This is a genomic window from Paenibacillus sp. VTT E-133280 (assembly GCF_002264385.1).
GTDB classification, from domain to species: domain Bacteria; phylum Bacillota; class Bacilli; order Paenibacillales; family Paenibacillaceae; genus Paenibacillus_AQ; species Paenibacillus_AQ nitricinens.
Genome location: NZ_NFUX01000019.1, coordinates 58,721 through 84,399, shown reverse-complemented (window position 1 = coordinate 84,399; position 25,679 = coordinate 58,721). Strand labels below are relative to the sequence as shown.

Genomic DNA, 25,679 nt, shown 5'->3' with positions numbered 1-25,679 from the left:
CTTACCGTCCTTATAAGGACGCCAAAGGCGCTAATGCTTTAGTATAGAGAAAAGAAGGAGGAGCATGAATGCTCGAACAGATCGATATGTTTGCTGAAGTTTCTAATAACGGCGAGAATAGCCGTACTGGATACGATGCTGACGACATTCAAGTGCTCGAAGGTCTGGTTGCAGTGCGCAAACGACCTGGCATGTATATCGGCAGTACAAGTTCTTCGGGACTACATCATCTAGTATGGGAAATTGTAGATAATGCTGTGGATGAGCATTTAGCCAAGTATTGTACGAAGATTGACTTACTACTTCGCAAAGATGGCTCAGTAACAGTGACAGACAACGGCCGTGGAATTCCAACTGGAATGCATAAGACAGGAGTGCCAACGCCGCAGGTTGTATTTACAATTTTGCATGCAGGCGGTAAATTCGGTGGATCTGGTTACAAGAAATCAGGCGGTTTGCATGGCGTAGGGGCTTCAGTAACGAATGCTTTGTCTGAATGGCTTGAAGTAGAGATTTATCGTGAGGGCAAAATCCATCGTCAACGTTTTGAATATTGGGTGGACAAGAAGGGGAAAGAGCATGTTGGCGAGCCGGTAACGGGCCTTGAAATCTTAGGCAACACCAACAAAACCGGTTCGAAAATTACTTTTAAACCGGATATTCGCGTCTTTCCAAATGGAATTGCCCTGAATTATGACACGCTGGCAGAGCGGGTACAGGAGATTGCCTTTCTGAATTCCGGTCTGCGTATTACGCTGCATGATGAGCGGAGTAATCGTCAGGACGAGTTCTTTTACGAGGGTGGAGCAAGCCAATTTGTGCAATTCCTGAATGAGGGCAAGGATGTTCTGCATGACGTTATTCACTTCAGCGCAGAAAAAGACGATATCGAAGTGGAGGTAGCTCTTCAGTACAATGGGGGCTATACGGAAACCTTGGCTTCTTTCGTTAACTCCATTCCTACTCGTAGCGGGGGTACTCATGAGACGGGCTTTAAGACTGCGTATACTCGTGTGTTAAATGACTATGCCCGCCGTACACAGTTGCTTAAAGAAAAGGATAAGAATTTAGAAGGAAATGATTTGCGCGAAGGTATGATGGCTGTCATTAGTGTTAAAATGTCCGAGGTTGAGTTTGTTGGACAGACGAAGGATCAGCTCGGAAGTGCTTCTGCCCGTAGTGCAGTAGACTATATCGTATCTGAGAATATGGCTCGTTTCCTGGAAGAAAACCCACAGGTAGCGCAGAGTCTTTTGAAAAAATCAATTCAGGCTTCGAAGGCTCGGGAAGCGGCTCGCAAAGCCCGCGATGAGATTCGTACAGGTAAGAAACGTAGCGAGAGCTCGAATCTTGGTGGGAAATTGTCACCTGCGCAGTCCAAGGACGTTACACGTACTGAGCTGTTCATCGTAGAAGGTGATTCAGCCGGTGGCTCAGCGAAGCAAGGCCGTGATTCAAAGATTCAGGCGATCTTGCCGCTAAAAGGGAAACCTATGAATCCGGAAAAAGCCAAGCTGCTGGATATCCTGAAGAACGATGAATATAAAGCAATCATTTCCACGATTGGTGCAGGAATTGGCCCGGATTTTACCGTCGAAGACAGCAATTATTCCAAAATTATCATTATGACCGATGCGGATACAGATGGAGCGCATATTCAGGTGCTGCTGCTGACATTTTTCTATCGTTATATGAAGCCGTTAATAGATGCCGGAAAGGTTTTTATCGCCCAGCCTCCGCTTTATAAGCTGACCCGCAAAACGGGCAAGCTGGAGACCGTAAGATATGCATGGAGTGACGAAGAATTGCAAAATTATTTAAAGGAATTCGGCAAAAACTTCGAGCTTCAGCGTTATAAAGGATTGGGTGAGATGAACCCTGATCAGCTGTGGGAAACAACGATGAATCCAGAATCGCGTACACTGCTTCAAGTGCAGATTGAGGATGCGGCTAAGGCTGAGCGTCGTGTTTCTACACTGATGGGTGATAAGGTCGATCCTCGTAAACGTTGGATTGTTGAAAATGTCGATTTCACTGAAATTGTAGAGTAGCTGCAGTTAGTAGTGCTGCAAGTGACGATAATCCCGATTTTCTAAAAGCTTGGTAATTCTTGGAACGTAGGGGAATTTTGGAACTGTAGGAGCGATAGCGTCCAACTTTGTCTCCTGATTTTATCCGCATTAGCGGTATAATCAAAGAAATCTGGAGACAACAGCGGCTGGAAGTCCAAGAATCCCAGGAGTGTTCATGAGAAGCACCATACTATTATAAAACGGAAAGTTTGAGGAACAGAAGGTGAGCAAAGTGAGTAGTTTATCAGAACAATTTTTGCCGGCTTTTCTGGAAGAGGTCGTCGGTGACCGCTTTGGTCGGTATTCCAAATATATTATTCAGGACCGGGCGATTCCCGATGTCCGCGATGGACTTAAGCCTGTACAGCGCCGGATTCTTTATGCGATGTACGATTCTGGCAACACGCCTGACAAGCCGTACCGCAAGTCAGCCAAAACCGTCGGGGATGTAATGGGTAATTACCATCCACATGGTGACTCCTCGATTTACGATGGTATGGTTCGTATGGCACAGCCATGGAAGATGGGGCATGTTCTTGTTGACGGTCATGGCAACTGGGGCTCGATGGACGATGACCCAGCTGCGGCAATGCGTTATACGGAAGCACGCTTATCTCCGATTGCAATGGAGATGATGCGTGATATCGAGAAGCGGACGGTGCTGTTTAAGGACAACTTTGACAATACAGCCAAAGAGCCTGTAGTTGTTCCTTCCAGGTATCCGAATCTACTCGTAAATGGCACGAGTGGGATTTCCGCAGGCTTTGCCACTGAGATTCCGCCACATAATCTACGGGAGGTTATTGATGCTTGTATCGCAGTGATGCAGAAGCCGGATATTGAACTAGAAGATATCATGACCTTTATGAAAGGTCCGGATTTCCCTACAGGCGGCACTATTATGGGCGGAGATGGCATCATGGATGCTTACCGTACTGGTAAAGGCCGTATTTATTTACGCTCCAAGACTGAGATTGAAAATATGCGTGGCGGCAAGCAACAAATCGTGATTACGGAAGTTCCATTCCAGATTGTAAAATCACGACTAGTTACCTCCATGGAGAATATTCGATTAGAGAAGAAGATCGATGGCATTGCTGAAGTTCGTGATGAGAGTGGACGAGAAGGACTTCGGATTGTAGTGGAGCTCAAGAAAGAAGCGGATGCCCAAGGCGTTTTGGCATATCTGCTCAAAAAAACCGATCTTCAAATTACCTATAACTTCAATATGGTGGCGATCGTCAACAAGGCTCCGCAACAGCTTGGCCTTAAAGCCATCCTGGAGGCCTATATCGCGCATCAGCGTGAAGTAGTGACTCACCGCACCCAATTTGATCTGGAACGCGCAGAAGACCGTGCTCATGTCTTAGAGGGCTTGGTTAAGGCACTGAATATTCTTGATGAGGTCATCGCTGCCATCAAAGCATCGAAGAACCGTCAGGACGCTCAGAACAATCTCGTGTGGATGTTCGGGTTCAGTGAACGTCAAGCGGATTCTATTCTTACCTTACAATTGTATCGTCTGACGAATTTGGAGATTACTTCACTCCAAAAAGAATTGGATGAAATGATGGTCAAGATTACACATCTGCGTGGCATATTGGAAAGTGACAAGAAGCTCGTAGCTGTAATCCGTAAGGAATTGCTGGAGATCCGCGACAAATACGGGATCGATCGCCGTTCGCTCATCCAAGGCGAAGTTGAGGAGCTTAAGGTTAGCCTTGAAGCGCTGGTCAACGCAGAGGATGTGCTAGTAGCACTTTCCGCAGACGGTTATATTAAGCGTACAAGTATGCTTTCCTTTACCCGCTCTGGTGGGGAACGTCATACTTCAGGCGTTAAAGAAGGCGATCATATCGTTAAGCTGCTCGATGTGAATACCCGTGACAGTCTGCTGGTATTTACGCGCAAGGGGCAGTACTTCTTACTTCCGGTTCACCAGATTCCAGAGTTTAAATGGAAAGAACCTGGTACTGCGATTGTTAACGTTATCGGGTTGTCTAAAGGGGATGGAATCATTAGCGTGATTCCGGTCAATAATCTTGATGATCCGCAGCAAAGCCTTGTGTTTATCACCCGCAGAGGTCAGGTTAAGCGTACAGAGCTCAAGGAATACTCTACAAGCCGCTCTGGAGCCGTAGCAGCCTGTAAGGTAGCAGACGGTGATGAGATCATTACAGTCGTTACTAGTACGAATGACAAGGACATTGTACTAGTGACTCGTGAAGGAATGAGTATTAGATTCCATGAGAATGAAGTTAATCCTATGGGCCGTGTTGCATCCGGTGTAAGAGGCATTCAGCTTCGTGAGGGCGATGAGGTGATTTCTTGCTTCTGGGTCAGTGAAGATGAAGGTGAGATCCTTTCTATCTCCGATATCGGATATGCGAAACGTTCATTACTAGTGGATTATCCATCTCAAAGCCGCGGTGGCAAAGGGATGCCAACCTTTGAATTTAAGGAAGGCAAGCGAGTACGGCCAAATGGCAGTAAATTGGCAGGGGCTTTCTATTGCAGAGAGCCGCTGGAACTTAATGCAATTACACGGGAGAATGCACATCACACGTTCTCTTCTGAATCTGCACCACTTGGAGAGCGTCGTTCTACAGGCAAACAGATTGTCCCTGTGGAGAAAAAGGATGAGATTGTTAATCTTTTCCCAGCAGTGAAGTAAACAAGCCAAGGCACGTAGTCAATTCTTCTTGAGAATTGACTACGTGCCTTTTTTAATTTTCTCGCTTATCAGTTATGAAGATTTATTTTTCTTCTTTTGCAGGAAATGGAATTTGTTTCGCGAAAATGTAGTTATACCGGATAGAACCGCAAGGAAAGGAAGGAATCAGTGTGCACGCTTCTGAATTCAGTAAAATTTGGCATAAAATTTTAAAAGATTACAAACTACATATGGACAGTAATCTTGCCCCATCGCTAACGGATGCCCAACTCACAGTACTTGAACTGCTTCAGGAACGTGATGCCATGAAGCCTTCTGATCTGGCTCCACATCTGGCGACCAGTCCTGCAGCGGTTACTATGTTACTTGATCGGATGGAGAAAAATGGGCTTATCATTCGGGAGAGAGATGCTGCGGATCGCCGTATTGTATGGGTGAGTATAACGGAAATTGGAACGCAGGAGACTGCACGTGGTTTGAAGATCCGCAGTGATTTTTTTGCAGAAGCGCTTGATCCGATATCCTCTCATAACCAACAGCTACTACTCTATTTAATGGGCAAAATGGTTGTTACAACAACACCGGAAGGTTCTACACCATGAATAATCGGGGTGACAAGGGCCGGAGAAATAGATTGAGGTACAAGCTTGCGATGACAAGCTATTAAAAAAGTACAACAACACTTATTTTTACAAAAGAAGGCCATCCATTAACGGATAGCCTTCTTTTGTAATTCCTTGGACCATAAATCCCAAGGATGGGTTTGCGGGGGCAGGGAAATAAGTTCTACTTCTTCTTTAGTAACAGGGTGGGGAAAGCCTACAAGTGCAGACCACAGTGCAATTTGCTGTCCAGGTCTGTTCACCGAAGCCCCATACTTCTGATCACCGTATAATGGGCAGCCGATGGAGCTGAGCTGCACTCGAATTTGATGGGAACGACCGGTGAGTAAATCGATCTTGAGCAGGCTGTAACCCTCAGCGCTGCCAAGTACTGTGTAATCCAGCATGGCTTCCTTACCGCCGGGGGTTCCTTTACGGACGACAGTGACGGTATTGCTCTTGGCGTCTTTAAGCAGTGTATCGGTAAGACGGCCATGAGATGCTGGTGGTTTACCGTGCACGACCGTTAAGTACACCTTATGAAAGCTGTGAGTTCTGACACACTCGGATAGTCTTGATGCTGCTTTTGATGTCTTGGCAAAGATCATTGCACCCCCAACTGGACGATCCAGGCGGTGGACTAGCCCCATATAGACGTTGCCAGGCTTGTTGAAGCGTTCCTTCACATCTTCTTTGAGCAGATTGAGCAGATCAGGATCTCCAGTAGCATCCTCCTGAACAGGAATATTCACGGGCTTCACTATGCCTAGAAGATGATTATCTTCGTATAACACTTCAAAGCGCTTCGATATTCCGTCCAGCGGCTCGTTGCTGCCAGATAAATGCTGTGTCATGGCTTACGCCTCCCAGCGTCCCAGAATACCGCATGGCAGGTTCATGCCGGAGGAAGTGATCGGAAGACCGATTTCACCGGAGGTGAGCTTCCCGCCATAACGTTTACCCATGGTCATCGACAACATATTACGTAGGACCGTTGGAGAAATCCCAGTGGTGTATGAATTGATTAGCATAAACAAAGGTTTGTCGCTCATGATTTGCATACAGCTCTCAAGGAAAGGATATAAGCTGGACTCCAGCTTCCACATTTCTCCGCCAGGCCCTCTTCCATAGGAAGGCGGGTCCATGATAATCGCATCATACTTACTACCACGACGTTGTTCACGTTGTACGAATTTGAATACGTCATCCGTGATGTAGCGAACTGGACGCTCGCCTAGGCCGGACAGCTGGACATTTTCTTTTGCCCATTGCACCATTCCTTTGGCTGCATCCACGTGAACAACCGAAGCGCCGGCACTTGCTGCGGCTACAGTAGCTCCACCTGTGTAAGCAAATAGATTTAGTACTGAGATCGGACGGTTAGCAGCCGCAATCTTGTCCATCATCCAGCTCCAGTTGGCCGCTTGTTCAGGGAATAACCCTGTATGTTTAAAATTCGTAGGACGCAAATGGAATTTTAATTTTCCGTAACTAATTTTCCAATCATCCGGAATTGTTTTCTTCATTTCCCATTGTCCACCACCCGCTGAGGAACGGTGATAATGACCGTGTACATCACGCCATTTCGCTGTCTCATTGGAGAGTGGCCAAATAATTTGTGGATCCGGACGGCGCAGGATGATGTCACCCCAACGTTCAAGCTTCTCTCCACCGCCAGTGTCAATTACTTCATAGTCTTTCCAGTCGCTAGCTATATACATTTTTTAATCCATCCTTCAAAAATTCATTTAGCCTTTATTGTACATCATTTCACCATATAGCTACAAACAAAATAAGCACAAGCCCAACACTCTGCTTATTTTATCCAATGAAGATAATGTGTATAATATTTCCATGCTCACAGCTATTATTCTGGCAGATCAAGCAATGATTGTGTATGATCAGATACCAGAGTCTTTACAATATTTATGATCGGAGAATAGCAGCTTATGTTCAATCTCGCACCTCTATATTTCCCGATAACTGCAAATCCAGCACAAACTAGTGAATTTCTACCTAGTCGAGCTTTGCAGCCATATATTCGCTGTTTCTGGGGCTCTGTTACACCGCGTATTTCTACAGAGGCATCCGTTCACGTAGTGGACAAGGCATCTGGTTACAAAATTCGAATGGAAACCATTATTCCAGATACATGCATGGACATTATTTGGAATCTGAATGAATCGACAGGCTTAACAACTACCGTTTTTTCCGGCATCAATGATGCTCCTTTTGAAGTCCCTTCAGACAGGGGGAAGGGTATGATCTCAACCTTTGGTATCCGATTTCATTTCTGGGCCGTTCATTTTTTTGCAGATGACCATCTCCGGGATGTCCTGAATGCATTTGTAGATGTGGACCAGTACTTTTGTACTTTTAAAAAAGAGCTAGGACTTCTGCTGGAACAAGCAAATTCTATGAATGAAAGGATAGCAGCAGCTGAGGCATATCTTTTTCAGCGTCTTGAGCGTGGAGGACGGACTAATGATCGGATGATGAATGCAATTTATACCCTAATTAAACAAAAGGGTGTGGTAACAGCTGAGGATTTGGAAACCAGCTCTAATCTAAGCAGACGCCAACTCGAAAGACTTTTTCAAGAATACGTAGGTGTATCCCCTAAAAAAACAGCTGACCTTGTGCGATTTCAGAATGTATGGCGGGAAATGTATCAACTACCTGTGCAGACGAAGAATATTCAGGATCTTATTTTTACTTATGGATTCAGCCATCAGCCTCATTTTCTAAACAGTTTTAAGAAATATGCAGGAAGAACACCACTTGAGGCTTTAGTCTATGCGGGCAGATAAATGTCGCATTTTTGCAATACAAAGGATGCTAGCCTTGTTAAACTCAAGTAAGAAATGGATACTATGATGATGAGAATGAAAGGGGACAAATTATGATTTCGTCTTTTGAAGGTACTAACATCTACACTAAGGATACTGCTGCGTTGGCTGCATTTTATTCGGAGGTGCTAGGGATTCCAATTCCGTTCGAAGGCTACGGAAATTTTGATGGTGCAAAGATTGGATTCGACAAGAAGCAGCCTGGAATCATCATTTGGGATGAGACGAAATGGGAAAAGCTCACGACTGGCTTTGTTAATTTAGTATTCGGCTGCGATAATCTCGATGAGACGTACGAGCAGTTAAAGGCTAAGGGACTGGATTGTCAGCCACCGGTTACGATGGCGTATGGCGGGAAAGAAATGAATTTCCGCGATCCAGATGGTAATCACATTACCTTGCTCGAAGGAGCATACTAAATAATTTTGAACAAAAAAGGGATTGAACGCAAACATCAACCGTGTGATTAAACGGGAGTTTGCGTTTTTTTTATTTTATTCATTTGACAATGATAATCATTATCAAATAGAATGGGGGTGAAGCACACATCATTTAAATTTTATGTTTAGTAATGGGAGGAACAGAAAGATGACTAAAGTGCTAGTGGCATACGCCAGTCTAACTGGAAACACTGAGGAAATGGCTGAGTTGATTGTAGAGGGAATACGCCAAGCAGGTGGTGAAGCCGTTTTGAAATCGGTCACTGAATGTAATGCGGTTGAGATAAATTCATATGAAGGCGTTCTGTTAGGAGCATATACTTGGGGAGATGGAGAGATACCAGATGAAGCTCTTGATTTCTATGAGGAGATGGATGAGCTTGATTTGACTGCTATGAAGTCAGCAGTTTTTGGAAGTGGAGACACAGGGTACGCGATTTATTGTGGAGCCGTGGACTTATTCGTGGAGAAGTTAAAGGAACGTGGAGCTGTGATATTACAGGATAGTCTTAAGATTGAATATGGCCCGAACGCTGCTGAAAAAGAAGCCTGCCGTCAATTCGGTCGTCAATTTATCGAAGCTTGTATGGTGGCATCATAGGATGGGCGGGCCAGCAGGAAGTTGGATGAAGAAACAAGTGAATTTACATACGCCTCCATATAAACGACTGCATGATTATCGAGTGGAGCACATTATGCTTGGAGGGGCCGAGAATTTATCAAGCGGAGCTCCAGCGACCGGGCTCCCACGCTGGCGCCAGCAGGTTCAATATGCTGTAGGGCATACACTTAACGACTTTTATAGTTTGCTGCCTGAAGTTCGAAGGGAGATACCGATACAATTTCTGTTAGAGCGTCGTTGGCCGCCTAGAGGGGATGCTTTTCCTTCATTACTGCAATATTGGGATATCAAGACAAGTATAGCGGATGAACTAATGCGTATCGTTTCGACCAATCATTTACTGGAAATTCCGGTTATGCTATACGAGCAGTGGTATGTGCCAGTCCCGGAGCTGAACTTGGAGCTTTCGATGATTACTCAATTAGCTTGGAATTCTATTCAGAATGGTCGAAGCCTGAACATTCAGAAATTTATGGTGAATGGCAATGAGGATACAATTGCGGGCTTTTTGCATATGACTAACGTCTTTTGTTATGCGGCTTACGGTGAACCTGCGGAGACCGTGGAAATCTACTCCTTGCTAGAGGGTCGTAAATACTCTTACAACGGAAATGCAGTCCCGTATAAGGAGTCTTTGGATTATGTTCGATTGTTATCTGTATTTCTGGAGCAGGAAGTGCACGCGGATGGCTCATTAAACTGTAGTGACCGTAGAAATGATAGAGGCGAAGCTAATGTTGGAGGCTTTGGGCTCATGTGATTACTTCTTATAATAAAATAAAGCCTCCTGCTCTACAGGCGAAAACGCCCATTAGACAGGAGGCTTTATTTCTATGGATTAGCCGATATAACGGTAATAATCCTGCTTATTCTGAATGATAAAGCCACAGCTTTCATATAGCTTAAGCGCATTGGGATTATCTAGAGCGACCTCGAGATTAATTCCATTATAGTTTTTACGTTCTCGTTTGATCGTTTGAAGAAGGGCACTTCGTCCAATGCCTAGCCCCCGTAGCTTCTTGCTGACAGTAAATCCATAAATCCAGGTTTCATTATCTTCGGTCCACAGCCGCATTTTACCAACAGGTTGTCCATCCATTTCGATCATAATATGTTCTTGCAGGCCTTCCTGTTTCTGCAGGTCATAGAGTTCGGCAGCATCTTCTGTCTTTATATCAAAGCCTCCACAATCCAGCTCAACAAGAATTGGGGCTTCGTCTTCACGAGCAGGGCGTAAGATCACAGTCCCTGTGGCTGAGCTTGCTTCAGAAGAAGCAACCGAATTTCCGCCCCATTTCATTTGGTATTCTGCATGATTAAACTGTAGTGGTAGTGTTCGAAGGAATGCTACACCAGATGACGAAGCAGCGGGAGCGTTTAGAAGCAGGGTAGCGACATTGCCCCGTTGGATAATAGTCTGCGCTCGGTTCCACAGTGAGGTGAAGATGCCCCGTCGGCGGTAGCCTGGCCGAACCATGCCGCAGACCTCCATATCGCTTCCGAATCCATAAAGTCCTAAGAAGCCGACGAGTAATTCATCTTCATAAGTCACGAGCCATTCCGTATCTCCTACGCTTGATGGCTGGCGAAGCATATCCCAATTCAATTTCAGTGAAATTCCGTCATATTGCTCACAGCGTTCTTGTAATTCTTCTATATTTCTCAAAGTATCGGTAGTAGTCAAACCCGTTTCCTCCTAATGTGTATTTGAACTAAGTGTATTAGTTCGAATAGGTTAATAAAGCTTCACGGAAACGGGAACGGAGATCAGTCTCGCTCGCCTGTGTTTCCGCTCAGCACGTCCTTATACTCCGGATGCTTCTCGAATTGATGAGCTGCATAGGAGCACACAGGAACAATTTTCAAATTTTCATTTCGAGCCTTATCTACAACAGCCCGTACAAGTTCTTCACCGGTACCTTGACCGCGCAGTTCCTCAGAGACACGAGTGTGGTCAATGACCAATTCCCCAGCATCTTTATCCAAACTGTATGTGATCTCAGCAAGGTCCTTCCCGTCATTCGCAACAAAAAAACGTCCTGTTCCAGTTTGAATTTGCATCTTATGGCTTCACTCCTAAAATGTTATTGCCTATATTTTACTACCACGATTTGCAAAAAGCGAGGAACGAAGCAGATTGATTGCTCGCCCTGGATGTTTGATGGCGTTCCATAGATGGATTTATCGAGGAAGTTAGGATTACTGGTGTGAATAATGCGCTTTTGTTACTCGAGGCAGTTGCTTGTAATGTTTGTTCTGACGCGATCGAGTGACTTTTGGCGAGCCGAGAAGGTGGGGGCTGGAATTTCTGGACAAGCTATTGTGCTGGATATGTAAGGCGGGCCAGACATTCCCGGCACTCTGATGCAGGAACATCCAGGACTGCCGGAAACATGGGAATCCTTGAGACCTCAACATGTCCAAAACTCCTGTCATCATAATCATCCATTGGAGCTTTCGGACTCCATTGCAGCTATCCTTAGGAAAACCCAAAAATTAGGGGAATACTTCGTATAAGGTCCACTGTGTCCGATAGCAACTTCGTTCGAGTATATTTTACCGATGGAATCGCTATGACTAGGTGGTTGATCGCATGGGTTAAGATCCTCGATGCAACCGTACTGAAATGTCCCTTAGCTGTATTTTACGAGTAGAAGTCCCCTTGCACGAACACCTCGCAAACAAACCTAAATTAAAGTTAGATACGCAGAAATTCTGCGGTCAAACGGCAGTCAATGAGCAGTCAATCAGCAGTCAATGAATTTTTATGCACTCCCGTTTATAAAGTAGCTTGCGTATACTCAGGATAATACAATAAGATTAAGAGAATATCTCACTACTGAAAAGAACCGCTAGCAGGAGGAATCATTGTGGAATACAAGGTTGAGGTTGAATTTAGGTCCATTTATGAATTATTGAACAGCTTACATACTTATTTGTGCAAAAAATCCTATAAGAAGATTGATTTAGGAATGGCGTGGGTCACAGAAATTGAGAGCAGCCTCAGTCAAGAACTGCTATCACGCCTGAAAGAAACCGAACTAAATAATGAATGGAAAATGTTGAATCTGCTCATTTACTGTTGTCCATTTAAGGATGATGTAGACAGTGTGTTGAACTGGATTGAAGGGTTATCTGTTGGCGAGTTATATGAGACCTTATCAAAATATGTAAAGGTTTTTCCAAGCCATATGGAGGATTACCGTAATCGCGTAGTATTTTTACTCTCCGAATGGAACCGCCAGTACTTTAGTCAATGTAATCCTGCGATTCTAAGCAAATTACAGCAGCATGTAGATTTGAAGAACATGGAGCTTAATGAACTGGAAACGGCTGATTTTGTGAACAAGACGACCAACGGATTTTACTTCATTCCTACGGATGGGCTCAAGAAGCTCGTTCTGATTCCACAGTACCATTTTCAGCCTGCTAATATCATCTATTGCTACGGTGAATTAACGATCTGTCATTATGCGGCCTGGATTTCGATAGAGAACGAAGAGATTTCACCATTTATGTACAGAACGATTCGTAGTCTAAGCGAAAAAAGCCGCCTGAAAATCCTCCAAGCCCTTAGCGGTGGCCGCAAAACGTTTACCGAAATTGTAAAGCATGCAGGAATCTCGAAGGGGATCGTTCACGATCATATTTTTAATCTTCGCTGTGCAGGTTTGCTTCATGCCTATATTGAAGGTGAGAATGTCACCGGATATAGTCTGCGTCTGGAAGGCATTCATCGGATGAATGAGCAGCTTTTTGATTATTTAAAATAAAGATTTTGAATAAATTGTACGGTCTGAAGGTCAGAATTCTCTTATGCAGAGAGGGTTTTGGCTTTTTTTGTTTTTTTTTAATATTTGCATAATTCTGTTTGTGGAGAATTTTTTTAAAGTTCTCTCTTTACAGAACTTAAAAACCTTTCTATAATGAACATCAGAAGTTATTCATACTTAACAGGTAGGAATTATAGTTATTATTCTATTAGAGAGAAAAGGGAGATAGGTACATGAGAAAAAATGCGATTGTAATCACTTCATTACTGCTTACGGGTTCACTGTTACTTTCGGCTTGCGCTAACAACAGTACTAACGAATCCTCGTCCGCGAACAATGCGGATAAAGGGTCCAATTCAACTAATGTGGAAGCAGCAACTACGCCAGAAATTGTTCCTGCTGGTGCGCTAAGCGAGCCTTTTACCGCAACCGATTTGTCCAAACTTCCAGCAGTTGCACAGAAACGCACAGACACCATTATCGTAGGGTTAACGGACCCAAGTGGAGCTTTCACTCCGTATTTTCAGCAAAGTGGTTATGATGGCAATGTATCCTCACTGCTATACGCATCTCTCGTAACTGTAGACGATAAAGGTATTCCAACACCGGAGCTTGCGGAGAGCTGGGATGTTTCGGACGATCAGCTTACATACACGTTCCATTTGCAAAAAGATTTGAAATTCAGCGACGGTTCTCCATTAACAGCGGATGATGTAGCCTTTACTTGGACGATCCAATACGACAAATCGTATGACGGTAGCTCGCAGCTTCCATCCCTAAATATTAAAGGCGGCAAAGCCTATAAAGAAGGTACTTCTCCAAAGATAGAAGGGATTAAGGTGATTGATCCACAGACGATCTCAGCTACGCTTGAGCAGCCCAACGCAACAGCGCTGGTACAGCTCGGCTCGAATGTATTGTCTAAAGCTTACTATGGCAAGGACTATACATTTGGAAATCTCGAATACATCAAGAAGCTGCATGAGAAGCCACTGGGGGATGGACCTTACAAGCTGGAGAAATTTATTCCGGGGCAAGAGGTACGTTTTGTAGCGAATGAGAATTATTTCAAAGGTAAACCAAAGACAGAACATTTCATCTACAAAACTACGGAAGGCGATGTATGGCAGTTCGTAGAAACGGGTGAGGTAGACTACGCTTCTTTTAGTGCAACAGACGAGAATATCGAGAAGCTGAAAGCGCTCGGCTTTGTGAATATTATTCCTTACACTCCAAGCACGTACGGATACCTGCAAGTCAATTTGAAACATGAGCAGCTCAAGGATAAGCTTGTACGTCAAGCTATTGTGTACGGTTTGGATCGTCAGAGTATTTATGTGGATGCAGCACAAGGTGCAGGTTCTATTGCGAACATTCCGGCATCCCCAATCTCTTGGTCTTACACGGAGGAAGGCATTAATCCTTACAAATATGATCCGGAAAAAGCTAAACAATTGCTCGATGAAGCCGGCTGGACTGTAGGAGCGGGTGGTATCCGTGAAAAAGATGGCAAACCGCTCAGCATTCATTACCTCGGTTCGAAGAGTAAAAACACAGATATTTTCATCGCTGTAGCGAAAGAGAATTTTGAAGCACTGGGTATCGACTTCCAGCCTGAGGTGTTCGCAGACTTTAACTCACTGGTATCTAAGGTAGAAGGTGGGGATTACGACCTCGTATCCTTCTCCACAAGTATGTTGACTGATCCGTCTGACGGGTTCATGCAATTCTTTGATGGCGAGATCACGGATTATGACAATCCGAAATTCCTGGAGTTATACAATAAAGCTTTGGCAACTACAGATATTGAAGCCCGCAAAGCGGTATACAAAGAGCTGTACCAGCTCTTCAATGATGAACTGCCTATTATTTTCACAAGTTACAAAAAGACTGTATACGCCTATAACGGACGTATTGAGAATCTATCGGTCAGCCCGTTCATCGGTCTTGCTGGCAGTCTGCCAACTTGGAGCCTGAAATAAATAAAACAGTGTCCCCTGTTCTAGATTCTTGGGCAGGGGACAAATCATAAGGAGCCTGTCATGAGCGCTTATTTATCGAAAAGACTGTTGTACATGGTCATTATCTTATTTGCGGCATCATTATTGATCTTCTGTCTGTATGCTTCAACACCGGGAGATTTCATAACCGGAAATATTAAATTGACGGCAGAGCGCAAAGCAGAGCTGCGTGAGATCTACGGCTTAAACAAGCCGATGCTTGAGCGGTATGGAGTATGGATGAAAAATGCGCTGCATGGCGATTTCGGGTATTCCTTAGCCCAGCAAAAGCCTGTGCTTCAGCTTTTTAATGATTATATTTGGAATTCCTTTCTGCTGGCTGCCGTTTCCACGTTTCTGACGTGGGTGATTGCAGTTATTATTGGTGTGATTTCAGCTTATAAGCAATATTCATGGTTCGATACACTCGTGATGATCGCAATATTCGCAGCCATGTCGCTGCCGTCATTTTTTATAGGCTTATTCCTGATCAAAATCCTGGCTGTCGATCTCAAGTGGCTGCCTCCGGGTGGAATCATCACTACAGGCAGCAACGCTACGGGTCTGGCGTACTTTAAGGAGATTGTTATGCATATGACCCTTCCAGTTGTTGTTATGACCCTCCTTGGATTAGGCTCGCTCACGCGTTATTTCCGCAGCAATATGATCGATGTCTTAAAGCAGGATTATATCCGTACTGCCCGCGCTAAAGGTCTAAGGGAGCGTAAGGTGCTTTTTACACATGCCTTGCGTAATGCCTTATTGCCTGCGATTACACTGGTTGGCTTCGAGCTTCCAGCGCTATTTGGCGGATCACTGATTATTGAGAAAATATTTAATTGGCCGGGGATTGGGCAACTGTATATGCAGTCCTTCGGGCTTAGGGATTATCCTTTACTGATGGGCTTTACGATGTTTATTGCGATACTTACCGTCATAGGAACGTTGCTTTCGGATGTTTTGTACCGGATCGCCGATCCTAGAGTTCGGCTATAGAGAGGAGGAAGCTGACGTGGCAGTTCAAAGTAATGTAGCGGGGATTTCAAAACCCCAGACCACCAAAGGAAAATCCTCTTTATTCCGGCAATCCCTTCGAAGATTGTTAAAGAACAAGCTGGCGGTATCCGGGTTTGTGGTAGTGATTTTTATGTTTGCGCTTTGTTTTATAGGTCCTCTGTTCTCTCCCTATACCGATAACAAAATTAATATGGCATTGATGAACAAAGCACCTAATATGAAGCATTGGCTGGGTACCGACGCGCTGGGCAGGGATATTCTGACCCGGGTGATGCAGGCAGGACGCATTTCACTGACAGTAGGACTGGCATCCATGGTGCTTTCGGTGTTTATCGGGGCTCTTTTGGGGGCCATAGCTGGTTATTACCGTGGAATCGCTGATCAAATCATAATGCGGATTGCGGATCTGTTATTGACGGTTCCGAGTCTGCCTCTGCTTTTTATTTTTGGAGCATTGTTATCAGAGTGGAAAATTCCAACGGATTATCGCATGTATATTGTTATGCTTATGCTTAGCATTGTGAGCTGGCCGGGTATGGCGCGTATGGTGCGGGGGCAAATGCTTAGTCTGCGAGAACGTGAGTTTATGCAAGCAGCCGTAGTATTAGGCCTTCGGGATCGGCGTAAATTGTTTAATCACTTGCTGCCGAACATTGTCCCGCTGCTGATCGTTATGGCTACTCTCAACATCGGTGGCGCTATTCTGAGTGAATCGGTTCTTAGCTTTTTTGGGCTAGGTGTTATGCCGCCAACGCCAACCTGGGGCAATATGATTGATGCAGCGAATAATATGATCGACTTTAAGGATCGGCCGTGGCTGTGGATTCCGCCTGGGCTATCCATCTTCGCGACAGTAATCGCGATCAATATCTTTGGTGACGGACTCCGGGACGTACTTGATCCTAAACAGAAGAGGTAGGTGACCCTCACATGAGTGATTTAATGAATATAGACGGTCTAAGTACATACTTCTTCACGGAAGAAGGGAAAGTGAAAGCCGTTGATGATGTAAGCTTCCGTGTTCGTGAAGGAGAGACGGTCTGTATCGTCGGAGAATCGGGTTGCGGCAAAAGTGTAACTGCGATGTCCATCATGGGTCTTGTTGAAGAGCCAGGGGGCAAGGTTGTCCATGGCAAAATTGATTTTCAGGGTGAAGATTTGTTACAAATGGACAAAAACACACTGCGAGCTATCCGTGGCAACGAGATCGCGATGATCTTCCAGGAGCCCATGTCCTCTCTTAATCCTGTAATTAAGATCGGTGAACAAATTATGGAGCCGTTGATCGTGCATTTGAAGATGAACAAGAAGCAGGCACGTATCCGGGCAATTGAACTGATAAAACAGGTAGGCATATCACGCCCTGAACAAATAGCAGATAGTTACCCACATGAACTGAGCGGAGGGATGCTGCAGCGGATAATGATCGCTATTGCCATCGCCTGCAGTCCAAAGCTATTGATTGCAGATGAACCGACCACGGCGCTGGATGTAACGATTCAAGCACAAATTCTGGATATGCTTCGTGAAATTAAAGCCAGCTCCGGCATGTCTATTCTATTAATCACCCATGATCTGGGTGTAGTCGCGGAGATGGCTGATTACGTGATTGTTATGTACTCCGGAAAGATTGTGGAGGAGGGGGAAGTTGTTGAATTGTTCAACAATCCCAAACACCCGTATACGAAAGGGCTGCTCAAATCGAAGCCAGTTATTAATCAGCGACAGGATGAGCTGTATTCCATACCAGGCCAAGTGCCAAATCCGCTTGAGCTGGTACCTTCTTGCTATTTTCATGACCGCTGTGAGCATTGCATGCCTGTATGTGCCAGCCAGCAGCCCCAGCTTAAAGAAGTGGCCAGCAGACAAAAGGTAGCTTGCTGGTTGTATGAGGAGGCGGTTGTTCATGCCTGAGGCATTGCTTGAGGTCAATCATCTGAAGAAATATTTCCCTGTCACTAAGGGATTGCTTAACCGAACGGTTGGGCATGTAAAGGCTGTTGATGATATTAGCATCACGCTTCAGCCAGGGGAGACGTTTGGGCTTGTAGGAGAATCCGGGAGCGGAAAGAGTACGGTCGGACGGACGATTTTACGGCTAACGGATAAAACGGCAGGCGAGATCAAATTCAAAGGGATAGACATTCATTCTTTGTCTCCCGCTGAATTGCGAAAGATCAGACCGCAAATGCAGCTAATCTTTCAAGACCCGTATAGCTCACTTAACCCTCGGGTCCGCATAGGTGATGCTATCGGAGAAGCTTTACTGGATCATGGGTTATGCTCAAAATCAGAGGTTCGTGATCGGGTGCTTGAGGCGCTTGAGGCATGTGGTTTATCCTCTTATCATATTGATCGCTTCCCGCATGAATTCTCGGGGGGGCAGCGGCAGCGGATCGGAATCGCGCGTGCGCTTGTGCTGAATCCTGAGCTAATCATTGCAGACGAGCCAGTCTCGGCCTTGGATGTATCCATCCAAGCGCAGATTATTAATTTATTCAGTAAGCTGCAGCAGAGCCGTGGGCTAACCTATTTGTTCATCTCTCATGATTTGAGTGTAGTGGAGCATTTATGTTCAAGAATCGGTGTCATGTATCTGGGATCTATGATGGAGACGGCTTCTAGAGATGAATTATTTAAGAATCCGCTCCATCCGTATACCAAGGCATTGCTATCAGCTGTTCCAATACCTATTCCGAAGCTGAAAAGGGAAAGAATCGTTCTTAAGGGGGATATTCCGAGTCCTGTGAATCCCCCGGCTGGCTGTAAATTTCATACTCGTTGTCCCTATGCCCAAGAGGTTTGCAAATCGGAGATTCCTGTATTCCGCGATGCTGGTAATAATCATTTTGTAGCCTGTCATTTGGTCTGAGCTTTGTCACAGATATAATGATGATTCACTCCTAAGTCTTGAATAATTAATGTTGAATTGTATAATAATACAATTTGACCTTATTTTTGCCTGTGCTCAAAAAGTTTAAAAGGGTTTCAAAGCCAGGTTAATGGGGTAATTAGAGAGTGGTTAGGTTAGACGTACATATCTAATCGGTCTAGTATAAAATCCCTACTTAGGAGGAATCATCGTGAATACAACAGTACGTTTGACAGAAAGATCCGGCTCGACTTCTTCACAGCGCAGAAAAGGCTTTGTACCGGTCGTCGTGTACGGTGCAGGTTCAGATAGCCAGTCCTTTACAGCGGATGCTAAGACAATTACCGGGATTTTGGCTAATAACCCTCGGGCGGTATTAACCTTGGAATTGCCAGATTCAGGTAAAAAGAACGTTGTCATCCAAGAAATTCAGCGCCAGCCCGTATCCAAACAACTGCTGCATATTGATTTTCAGCAGATCGACATGAAAGCCAAATTGGATACGAAAGTAGCCTTTCACTTTACAGGTGATCCAGTAGGTGTGAAGAGTGGCGGTGTGCAGCAAATTGAATTGCATGAGCTGGATATTCGTACACTTCCAGATAAATTAACGGCATCCTTTGAGGTGGATATCAGCGGACTAGATATTGGTGACCAATTGCTGGTATCTGATCTGCCGAAGCATGAGGGCTGGGAAGTGTTGACGCCTGAGGACACTTTGATTGTCCGGGTTGCGCCTCCAGCAGCTCAAGAGCCAACAGATGAGGATGCTGCTGAACCAGCGGCAGACGAAGCTACTGGTGAAGACAAAGCAGAATAGAATAGGGATTGAATCAAACGAGCAGATAGATCCTTCTCAAGGAGCTGTCTGCTCTTTTTGTTTTATCTTCGTGAACACGTATTAATAAAATAATTGCGGTCTTTCGTATGGTTTCTTAAATGGGATTTATGGTTATTTCGCCTTATTTAGTTAAAAATTTACATAAAATCGTTGACGAATAGGTTGCAAAGGCTGAAAATGAGGACAATTACCATGGTAAAGAATTCAAAAAGTTCTTGTTATCGTTGTTTGAAAACGCTTTATTTATTTTGCTTCAAAGATCTCTCATTACCCTGTTCATCATGATTATGAGGAGGAAAGTTATGAAGATGAGGAAGCTGTTTTTGATTTTAATGACAAGTCTGCTGGTTTTTGGAGTAGCTCTACCTATGGGTGGAAAAGTGAGTGCGGATGCTGCAAGTGATGCTTCAAATCGTGCTTTAGTCTGGTTAAAGACCCAGCAAGATGCTACAGCAGGGTATGCTTTTGAAGGCTTGGTAGATAGCTTTGAGGATTTCTGGGGACCTAACAATCCCAAACAGATTGTATACACGTATGATCAAGCTGTTGCAGCCATAGCCTTTATTGTAAAGGGTGAACGATCACGGGCAGAGCAAGTGTTGAACAAAATGCGGGACATTCAGGACCCTTCCGGCTTCTGGCTGAATTCTTATTGGTATAACAATGGCTTCGGAGAAGAAATTCGTAAACATGTGGGGCCGGTTGTATGGATGGCAATGGCTGCTATGGCCTATGAAAAGCAATATAATGACACGCGATATCGCCCGATGGCGCTCAAAGCACTTGATTGGAGCTTGTCGTATAAAAAAGCCAACGGCAGTATTGCTGGAGGGTGGAGTGGTTGGAGCAATTCAGATGAGCCTTGGAGCTCAACCGAGCATAATATCGATATTTACCGGGTGCTGCAGTATTATGCTTCGGTAGATTCCTCAAAGGCTGCCTCATATAATAGCGCAGCTTCTGGAGTGAAGACCTTCCTGGATAATTATGTGTGGGATGACAGTGTCAAACGCTTCAAAGGAGGCTGGAAAAACGATACGAATCTGATTGACCCTAAAATTCCATTGGACGTGAATCCATGGGGAGTACTGGCTTTAGGATTATCCGGAACCCATAACTACGGTGCAAGCTTAACTTATGTGGAAAATGCTTCCGGCACCCCGGGGACCCTTGCGAATCCGCGTTACAAGCAGACGCTTACTTACAATGATGCTGGGAATACGCTGACCGGCTATGATTTTGACTGGACGGATGAAGTTTTGCCTGCATATGACGATAACGGGAATCAAATCGGTAATACGGGTGCTGATGTATGGCTTGAAGGTAGCGCATTTATGTCCCTCGCCTACTATTTGCAAGGCAATGTATCCAAAGCGGATGCCATTAACACTGAAATTATTAAAAAGCAGGGCACAAGCGGCGCTTCGCTGGGGGGAATTCCGTACTCGCTTAAAGGGACCAGCAACAGCTATTGGGTTATGGCACAGCAAAACTGCGTGTCTAGCACGGGTTGGTTAATTCTATCACTACACCGGTTTAATCCATTCACTGGTCAATACTTGACGGGTGGAGGTAATACTGGAGACACGACAGCACCTACTTCACCTGCTAATCTGACAGTAACCAGCAAGACGGATTCAGCAGTTAACCTGAGCTGGTCTGCTTCAACTGATAATGTTGGAGTTACGGGATATTTCGTTTATCGTGGAACACAGCAAGTAGCCTCTGTGGCAGATACTACAGCTACTGTTACTGGACTAACTCCAAGCACAGCTTATACGTTTACAGTAAAAGCTACGGACGCAGCAGGTAATTTGTCATCTGCTAGTAATACCGCAACAGTTACTACTAATCCCATTGGCGGCGGGGGTGGTGATCATGTGACGGCTGACTTTACGGCAGGGGTAACGAGACTTTCTTCAACAGAAGCGAGCATTTATATTACACCTGTGACCAGTGCTCTTTATGTAGATGTGCATTATAAGGTTAACGGGGGGCCACAGCTTAATTACCGGATGATCAATAGCTCAGGTACATGGAAGCAGACGGTGAGTGGTTTAAGTGCTGGCAGCAGCATTGAGTACTGGTTCACTTACGAGAAATCCGGCCCACAATATGATTCAGCGCATTATACCTATGTGCAGTGAGATTCATGAAAGACTTGAACGGTAAGATTTATAGATAGAGCAAGTAAAATAAAGAAGGCTGTCCCAGATGCCATAGTATTGGCTCGGGAGGGCTTTCTTTTCTTTGTATTAGGCTATGTTAAACCACATTGTTGATATTTGAGTTTTACGAACGTCGTTTTATGATTAAGATGACACTATGTAAGGAGGTGTGGCAAGCGAGAGCTCATTCACTTTTTTACTGTCCAGAACAAGGGGATGTCAGCTCCTATTCGTGCGCTTGATGAAATCCAGGAGCAAAAGCATAATGGCTTGTCTGCCCCATTGCAACAAATTTACTTTTACAACGTATATATAATTCTTCCATATTTTAGGTATATTAAAGGAGTTAAAAGGAATGTAACTGAAGTATATCTACAAACTACTAAGGTTTTCCATTAGTATTAATTCAAATCATAAGAGGTGATTTCATGAACAAATTTGGATTTGTATTTTTTATTGCTGCAATAATATTTTTAATATCAGGATGTCAAAAGGCTGGTTCCAACGATGAATTAGCTAAAGCGCAGGTGCAGGTTAGTGCATTAGGATCATCATTTAGTATCCCTGCACTGGATGGTTATGAAGTTAGTTATGTACAATATAAATTCCCTCCAAAGGATAAACAAGGCAACTTTATTGGAGATAATCAAGAAGTTTTAGTCACATATACGAAAAACAAAGGGAAGCTGGAGAAGTTAACAAAGGGGCAAAAAGCGTCCAGTGAAAGAGAAATCATCTACGGACCTTATCAAGGAGAAACACTCTTTGAAATAACCTATAGCAATACTCAAGTTGATTTGAACGATGCTGATATTATTGATATTAGCGGCAAACAGGTGCAAAAAATAAAAAATAGTGATTATACGTATTTAGCATTCAATGCTTCAAAAGGTTCAATCACTTTAAAGTTTAACAGTTTGGATGAGGATACAATTCTAAGCATTGCTCAACAAGTAGTAAATGAAAATAAATAAGGAATAGTTAGTTTTTGTGCTGAACGGATGGAGATGTTAGTTTAATAAACTGCCTTTTACTAAGTGAAGCCATTTGATTGATCGTTTTGGGAAACTTATATTCACTGTTCTTGGTTATGTTGTGAAGTAACGGCGATATCGTTGTAAGGAGTAATGTAAAATCCCATTTAGGATGGTGTAATGCTATACATGGAATGCTTAGGATGTAGAATCGCTAACGGCATTGAACCTGACTTAAATATTGTTTATGAAAATGAATTTATTACTTGTGTGCTTGATATTGCTCCTTTTAATGAAGGGCATACTCTAATCCTCCCCAAAAAGCATTACTGTGATGTCGAAGAGATGGAGGGGAAGTTTAACGATCTTACTCATTACCATATGCATCTCATTCCGAGGTACGAAGGCGATGGATTTATCTGGGGTGAACCCTTACACCCACATGGTGCTGAAAAACGATTAAGCCAAACCAAAAAAAAAATTCTAAAGACATTAAGTGAAGAAAAGAGAAGGGGTCGATAAAGACTTCTTCTCTTTTCTTCATAAATTAACATTTTACCTTAACATAGCTTAAATCAAAGAATACATTTGGAGTAAAAGAGCGAAGATCCTCCTCTAGACGGAGGTTCACTCTTTTCTTGTGTCGTAAAATCTTGGAGGGAAACTTTAATGCAATGATTTGTTGCAGAGGAGATTCAAGGTGGATTGTTTTATTTACAACGTAACAGTGTTATGTTACGATGTTTTCAAGGAGTGATCGGATATGGAAGATGATTTGATTTCGAAGAAACAACTGCTGGATTTAACCGGTATTTCATATGGGCAATTGTACCGCTGGAAAAGGAAGCAGTTAATCCCTGAGGAATGGTTTATCCGTAAATCTACCTTTACTGGACAAGAGACTTTTTTTCCTAAAGAGATGATCCTGTCCCGGATTCACAACATTGTGAATATGAAAGATGGGCTTTCTCTGGATGAAATGGCTGATAAGCTATCGGATAAAGCATCCTTTGAGAAGGTGAGTGTAACTGTTAAGGATATTTTAGAACGTAACATTGTTTCGAGAACAACGCTGAGGAAATTTGGAGAAAGTCTCAGTGATGAAAGTAAATATACTTTTGGGGAGCTCGTTCATTTATTCGCTGTAGACCGCCTGCTTAGTGCTGGGGAAATGAGTATGGAGGAGGCGGAGCTTCTGTTTCGCACGTTGCAGGAGAAAGTTTCAAGGCTTGAGAGTGGAAGCTGGGAATTGTTTTTTATCCGGAAAATGGGGGTTTCATCCTTCATTCTGGCACAAGCGCCTGCGGAGTTATGGTTTGATGAAGGGGTTAGATTGGTCAGTAAAATGACCTATGCAGATTTGATCGAACAATTGAAAGGTAAGCTTGCCTACAAGCTTGTTGAATAGGAGGAAGAGTAATGGACAAACATCAGCTGCCTGATTTGATAATAAACGGGGTTAGTGGTGGGGCCGGAGGTACTTACAACAACGTAAACATGGATGGTGTAGGTAAAGTAGTCGGGCCGATTGTGGCGCGAATGTTTAAAGGAAATGGGCATATGAATTTGAATGATGATCTAGCAGCAGAAGAAGCAGAATGCAACGGGGTCATCAAAGTGATGGGTAATATGCGGTTTGGCACCCTAAAGGTGGATGGGGTTCTTAATGTAGGTAAGAGTTTTCGAGGTGAAAGCTGTACCCTTAACGGAATGGTGAGTATCAAAGGGGATTGTGAGCTTGAGGATTTGGTAGGTGAAGGTAGCTTTAATGTTGGTGGTTTACTAAGTGCCGGTCATGTGGATTTTAAACTGCAGAGTCAGGGGAAGGCCAATGAAATTGGTGTGGAGAGCCTCGTGATTCGGCAAGTGAATAATGGATTTTGGAGTAAGATGTTTAGCGGAATTATCCCTAAACTTCGGCCTGAGCTATGTGCTCGAACGATCGAGGGAGATTTTATAGATGTAGAGTATACAACTGCGGATATCATCAGAGGAAATATTGTCATTATTGGCCCAGGCTGTACACTCGGACGGGTAGAGTATCGCGAACAAATTACAGTGCATCCAGAGGCTAAGGTTGGAAAGGTGGAGAAGGTCGGTGAATGATAATCTGAAAATAATTGGAACGACATCTTCAGCCGGTGGTTCTTTCAAAGATGTTAAGATCACTGGAGAATGCAAATTCGCTGGAGATGTGAATTGCGAGAAGATGAATCTGACTGGAAATGCCAATATAGCTGGAAATCTGCATATGAAGCAAATGAAAATCACTGGCGAAATTGCGCTCGAGGGTAATCTTGAAGGAGATTCCTTACGTGGACAGGGTGAAATAAAAGCAACCTCCGTAAAAATCGATAAGCTTCATCTCTACGGAAATTTGGATGTGAAGGGTGATTGTGAAGGGGAAAAATTGCAAATTTCCGGTGCCTTAAGCGTTGCGGGATTACTTAGTGCTGAGCATTTGGAGATTAAATTGTTTGGTCCAAGTAGTGCGAAGGAGGTTGGGGGCAGTATCTTAACCATTAAGAAGAGTAAAACGGGGAGACTGCTGCATATGATGAAGCCAACTTCGAAAATACTGTTTGAAGCGGGGCTAATCGAAGGCGATGCTATTGATCTGGTCAATACAAAGGCTAGTATGGTAAGGGGAGAATGTGTAATCATTGGTCCGGATTGTGAAATAGAAACGGTGGAATTCCGCGATATACTAGAAGTTCATAAGCACGCAACAGTGAAGCATCAAGTGAAGATCTAAAGACAATTTTATAGTTATTT

Annotated in this window: 24 protein-coding genes; 20 read left to right on the top strand and 4 right to left on the bottom strand. The window is 44.1% G+C overall.

Annotation, left to right across the window (positions count from 1 at the left end):
* Nucleotides 1–68: 68 nt before the first annotated feature.
* From parE to CA600_RS11115, 3 genes are all read left to right on the top strand, one after another.
* Nucleotides 69–2,051 (top strand): DNA topoisomerase IV subunit B, encoded by a 1,983-nt coding sequence (gene parE / locus CA600_RS11125; protein WP_042190046.1) that lies wholly within the window; start codon nt 69–71, stop codon nt 2,049–2,051.
* A 253-nt stretch (nt 2,052–2,304) separates the two neighbouring features.
* Nucleotides 2,305–4,746 (top strand): DNA gyrase subunit A, encoded by a 2,442-nt coding sequence (gene gyrA, locus CA600_RS11120; RefSeq protein ID WP_094870246.1) that lies wholly within the window; start codon nt 2,305–2,307, stop codon nt 4,744–4,746.
* 170 nt (nt 4,747–4,916) lie between these two features.
* Nucleotides 4,917–5,348, top strand: coding sequence for a MarR family winged helix-turn-helix transcriptional regulator (locus CA600_RS11115; protein WP_094870245.1), 432 nt, complete (start codon nt 4,917–4,919; stop codon nt 5,346–5,348).
* 107 nt (nt 5,349–5,455) lie between these two features.
* Here CA600_RS11115 and CA600_RS11110 read toward each other — a convergent pair whose 3' ends face one another.
* On the bottom strand, nt 5,456–6,202 hold the full coding sequence (locus tag CA600_RS11110; protein WP_094870244.1) for an RluA family pseudouridine synthase: 747 nt from the start codon (nt 6,200–6,202) through the stop codon (nt 5,456–5,458).
* A gap of 3 nt (nt 6,203–6,205) precedes the next feature.
* Complete coding sequence (locus CA600_RS11105) at nt 6,206–7,069, bottom strand: class I SAM-dependent methyltransferase (RefSeq protein ID WP_042190039.1); 864 nt, start codon at nt 7,067–7,069, stop codon at nt 6,206–6,208.
* A 228-nt stretch (nt 7,070–7,297) separates the two neighbouring features.
* On the opposite strand from CA600_RS11105, the gene CA600_RS11100 reads away from it, so the two are divergent.
* From CA600_RS11100 to CA600_RS11085, 4 genes are all read left to right on the top strand, one after another.
* Nucleotides 7,298–8,158 carry a helix-turn-helix domain-containing protein gene (locus tag CA600_RS11100; RefSeq protein WP_094870243.1) on the top strand — a complete coding sequence of 287 codons (861 nt, stop codon included), beginning with the start codon at nt 7,298–7,300 and terminating at the stop codon, nt 8,156–8,158.
* A gap of 92 nt (nt 8,159–8,250) precedes the next feature.
* Nucleotides 8,251–8,616, top strand: a complete 366-nt coding sequence (locus tag CA600_RS11095) for a VOC family protein (RefSeq protein ID WP_076299603.1) — start codon at nt 8,251–8,253, stop codon at nt 8,614–8,616.
* 169 nt (nt 8,617–8,785) lie between these two features.
* The gene (locus CA600_RS11090; RefSeq protein WP_094870242.1) at nt 8,786–9,238 is read left to right on the top strand and encodes a flavodoxin; all 453 of its coding nucleotides are present in this window, start codon (nt 8,786–8,788) and stop codon (nt 9,236–9,238) included.
* A 25-nt stretch (nt 9,239–9,263) separates the two neighbouring features.
* A complete protein-coding gene (locus tag CA600_RS11085) occupies nt 9,264–10,019 on the top strand; it encodes a hypothetical protein (RefSeq protein WP_143812133.1) in 756 nt (251 codons plus the stop codon).
* Nucleotides 10,020–10,097: 78 nt separating this feature from the next.
* On the opposite strand, the gene CA600_RS11080 is transcribed toward CA600_RS11085, so the two are convergent.
* Both CA600_RS11080 and CA600_RS11075 read right to left on the bottom strand, forming a co-directional pair.
* Nucleotides 10,098–10,943, bottom strand: a complete 846-nt coding sequence (locus CA600_RS11080; protein ID WP_094870240.1) for a GNAT family N-acetyltransferase — start codon at nt 10,941–10,943, stop codon at nt 10,098–10,100.
* Between the two features lie 83 nt (nt 10,944–11,026).
* Nucleotides 11,027–11,320 (bottom strand): GNAT family N-acetyltransferase, encoded by a 294-nt coding sequence (locus CA600_RS11075; RefSeq protein WP_042190028.1) that lies wholly within the window; start codon nt 11,318–11,320, stop codon nt 11,027–11,029.
* Between the two features lie 809 nt (nt 11,321–12,129).
* Here CA600_RS11075 and CA600_RS11070 point away from each other — a divergent pair.
* The 13 genes from CA600_RS11070 (at nt 12,130) to CA600_RS11010 (ending at nt 25,659) form a co-directional block, all read left to right on the top strand.
* Complete coding sequence (locus CA600_RS11070) at nt 12,130–13,032, top strand: ArsR/SmtB family transcription factor (protein WP_094870239.1); 903 nt, start codon at nt 12,130–12,132, stop codon at nt 13,030–13,032.
* 233 nt (nt 13,033–13,265) lie between these two features.
* Nucleotides 13,266–15,014: an ABC transporter substrate-binding protein gene (locus tag CA600_RS11065; RefSeq protein WP_094870238.1), complete on the top strand. Its 1,749-nt coding sequence runs from the start codon at nt 13,266–13,268 to the stop codon at nt 15,012–15,014.
* Nucleotides 15,015–15,074: 60 nt separating this feature from the next.
* Complete coding sequence (locus tag CA600_RS11060; RefSeq protein WP_094870237.1) at nt 15,075–16,028, top strand: ABC transporter permease; 954 nt, start codon at nt 15,075–15,077, stop codon at nt 16,026–16,028.
* 16 nt (nt 16,029–16,044) lie between these two features.
* Nucleotides 16,045–16,968: an oligopeptide ABC transporter permease gene (gene opp4C / locus CA600_RS11055; RefSeq protein ID WP_094870236.1), complete on the top strand. Its 924-nt coding sequence runs from the start codon at nt 16,045–16,047 to the stop codon at nt 16,966–16,968.
* Between the two features lie 11 nt (nt 16,969–16,979).
* On the top strand, nt 16,980–17,963 hold the full coding sequence (locus CA600_RS11050) for an ABC transporter ATP-binding protein (RefSeq protein ID WP_094870235.1): 984 nt from the start codon (nt 16,980–16,982) through the stop codon (nt 17,961–17,963).
* Complete coding sequence (locus CA600_RS11045; protein WP_094870234.1) at nt 17,956–18,921, top strand: ABC transporter ATP-binding protein; 966 nt, start codon at nt 17,956–17,958, stop codon at nt 18,919–18,921. Before CA600_RS11050 ends, CA600_RS11045 begins: the two co-directional genes overlap by 8 nt.
* Before the next feature lie 211 nt (nt 18,922–19,132).
* A complete protein-coding gene (locus CA600_RS11040) occupies nt 19,133–19,741 on the top strand; it encodes a 50S ribosomal protein L25 (RefSeq protein ID WP_179281591.1) in 609 nt (202 codons plus the stop codon).
* Nucleotides 19,742–20,064: 323 nt separating this feature from the next.
* Nucleotides 20,065–21,909: a fibronectin type III domain-containing protein gene (locus tag CA600_RS11035; protein ID WP_256989812.1), complete on the top strand. Its 1,845-nt coding sequence runs from the start codon at nt 20,065–20,067 to the stop codon at nt 21,907–21,909.
* 449 nt (nt 21,910–22,358) lie between these two features.
* A complete protein-coding gene (locus CA600_RS11030) occupies nt 22,359–22,904 on the top strand; it encodes a hypothetical protein (RefSeq protein ID WP_094870232.1) in 546 nt (181 codons plus the stop codon).
* Nucleotides 22,905–23,093: 189 nt separating this feature from the next.
* Nucleotides 23,094–23,426 carry an HIT family protein gene (locus tag CA600_RS11025; RefSeq protein ID WP_094870248.1) on the top strand — a complete coding sequence of 111 codons (333 nt, stop codon included), beginning with the start codon at nt 23,094–23,096 and terminating at the stop codon, nt 23,424–23,426.
* Between the two features lie 241 nt (nt 23,427–23,667).
* On the top strand, nt 23,668–24,312 hold the full coding sequence (locus CA600_RS11020; RefSeq protein WP_094870231.1) for a YhbD family protein: 645 nt from the start codon (nt 23,668–23,670) through the stop codon (nt 24,310–24,312).
* Between the two features lie 11 nt (nt 24,313–24,323).
* Nucleotides 24,324–25,010 carry a hypothetical protein gene (locus CA600_RS11015; protein ID WP_094870230.1) on the top strand — a complete coding sequence of 229 codons (687 nt, stop codon included), beginning with the start codon at nt 24,324–24,326 and terminating at the stop codon, nt 25,008–25,010.
* The gene (locus tag CA600_RS11010; RefSeq protein ID WP_094870229.1) at nt 25,003–25,659 is read left to right on the top strand and encodes a hypothetical protein; all 657 of its coding nucleotides are present in this window, start codon (nt 25,003–25,005) and stop codon (nt 25,657–25,659) included. Before CA600_RS11015 ends, CA600_RS11010 begins: the two co-directional genes overlap by 8 nt.
* Nucleotides 25,660–25,679: the final 20 nt, after the last annotated feature.

What these genes read in the sequence shown, in the direction of transcription:
- CA600_RS11085 (WP_143812133.1), top strand. Translation starts at nt 9,264, where the DNA reads ATGAAGAAACAAGTGAATTTACATACGCCTCCATATAAACGACTGCAT.
- CA600_RS11065 (WP_094870238.1), top strand. Translation starts at nt 13,266, where the DNA reads ATGAGAAAAAATGCGATTGTAATCACTTCATTACTGCTTACGGGTTCA.
- parE (WP_042190046.1), top strand. Translation starts at nt 69, where the DNA reads ATGCTCGAACAGATCGATATGTTTGCTGAAGTTTCTAATAACGGCGAG.
- CA600_RS11035 (WP_256989812.1), top strand. Translation starts at nt 20,065, where the DNA reads ATGAAGATGAGGAAGCTGTTTTTGATTTTAATGACAAGTCTGCTGGTT.
- CA600_RS11020 (WP_094870231.1), top strand. Translation starts at nt 23,668, where the DNA reads ATGGAAGATGATTTGATTTCGAAGAAACAACTGCTGGATTTAACCGGT.
- CA600_RS11030 (WP_094870232.1), top strand. Translation starts at nt 22,359, where the DNA reads ATGAACAAATTTGGATTTGTATTTTTTATTGCTGCAATAATATTTTTA.
- CA600_RS11050 (WP_094870235.1), top strand. Translation starts at nt 16,980, where the DNA reads ATGAGTGATTTAATGAATATAGACGGTCTAAGTACATACTTCTTCACG.
- CA600_RS11045 (WP_094870234.1), top strand. Translation starts at nt 17,956, where the DNA reads ATGCCTGAGGCATTGCTTGAGGTCAATCATCTGAAGAAATATTTCCCT.
- CA600_RS11060 (WP_094870237.1), top strand. Translation starts at nt 15,075, where the DNA reads ATGAGCGCTTATTTATCGAAAAGACTGTTGTACATGGTCATTATCTTA.
- CA600_RS11095 (WP_076299603.1), top strand. Translation starts at nt 8,251, where the DNA reads ATGATTTCGTCTTTTGAAGGTACTAACATCTACACTAAGGATACTGCT.
- CA600_RS11075 (WP_042190028.1), bottom strand. Translation starts at nt 11,320, where the DNA reads ATGCAAATTCAAACTGGAACAGGACGTTTTTTTGTTGCGAATGACGGG.
- CA600_RS11110 (WP_094870244.1), bottom strand. Translation starts at nt 6,202, where the DNA reads ATGACACAGCATTTATCTGGCAGCAACGAGCCGCTGGACGGAATATCG.
- CA600_RS11025 (WP_094870248.1), top strand. Translation starts at nt 23,094, where the DNA reads ATGGAATGCTTAGGATGTAGAATCGCTAACGGCATTGAACCTGACTTA.
- CA600_RS11090 (WP_094870242.1), top strand. Translation starts at nt 8,786, where the DNA reads ATGACTAAAGTGCTAGTGGCATACGCCAGTCTAACTGGAAACACTGAG.
- CA600_RS11105 (WP_042190039.1), bottom strand. Translation starts at nt 7,069, where the DNA reads ATGTATATAGCTAGCGACTGGAAAGACTATGAAGTAATTGACACTGGC.
- CA600_RS11015 (WP_094870230.1), top strand. Translation starts at nt 24,324, where the DNA reads ATGGACAAACATCAGCTGCCTGATTTGATAATAAACGGGGTTAGTGGT.
- CA600_RS11100 (WP_094870243.1), top strand. Translation starts at nt 7,298, where the DNA reads ATGTTCAATCTCGCACCTCTATATTTCCCGATAACTGCAAATCCAGCA.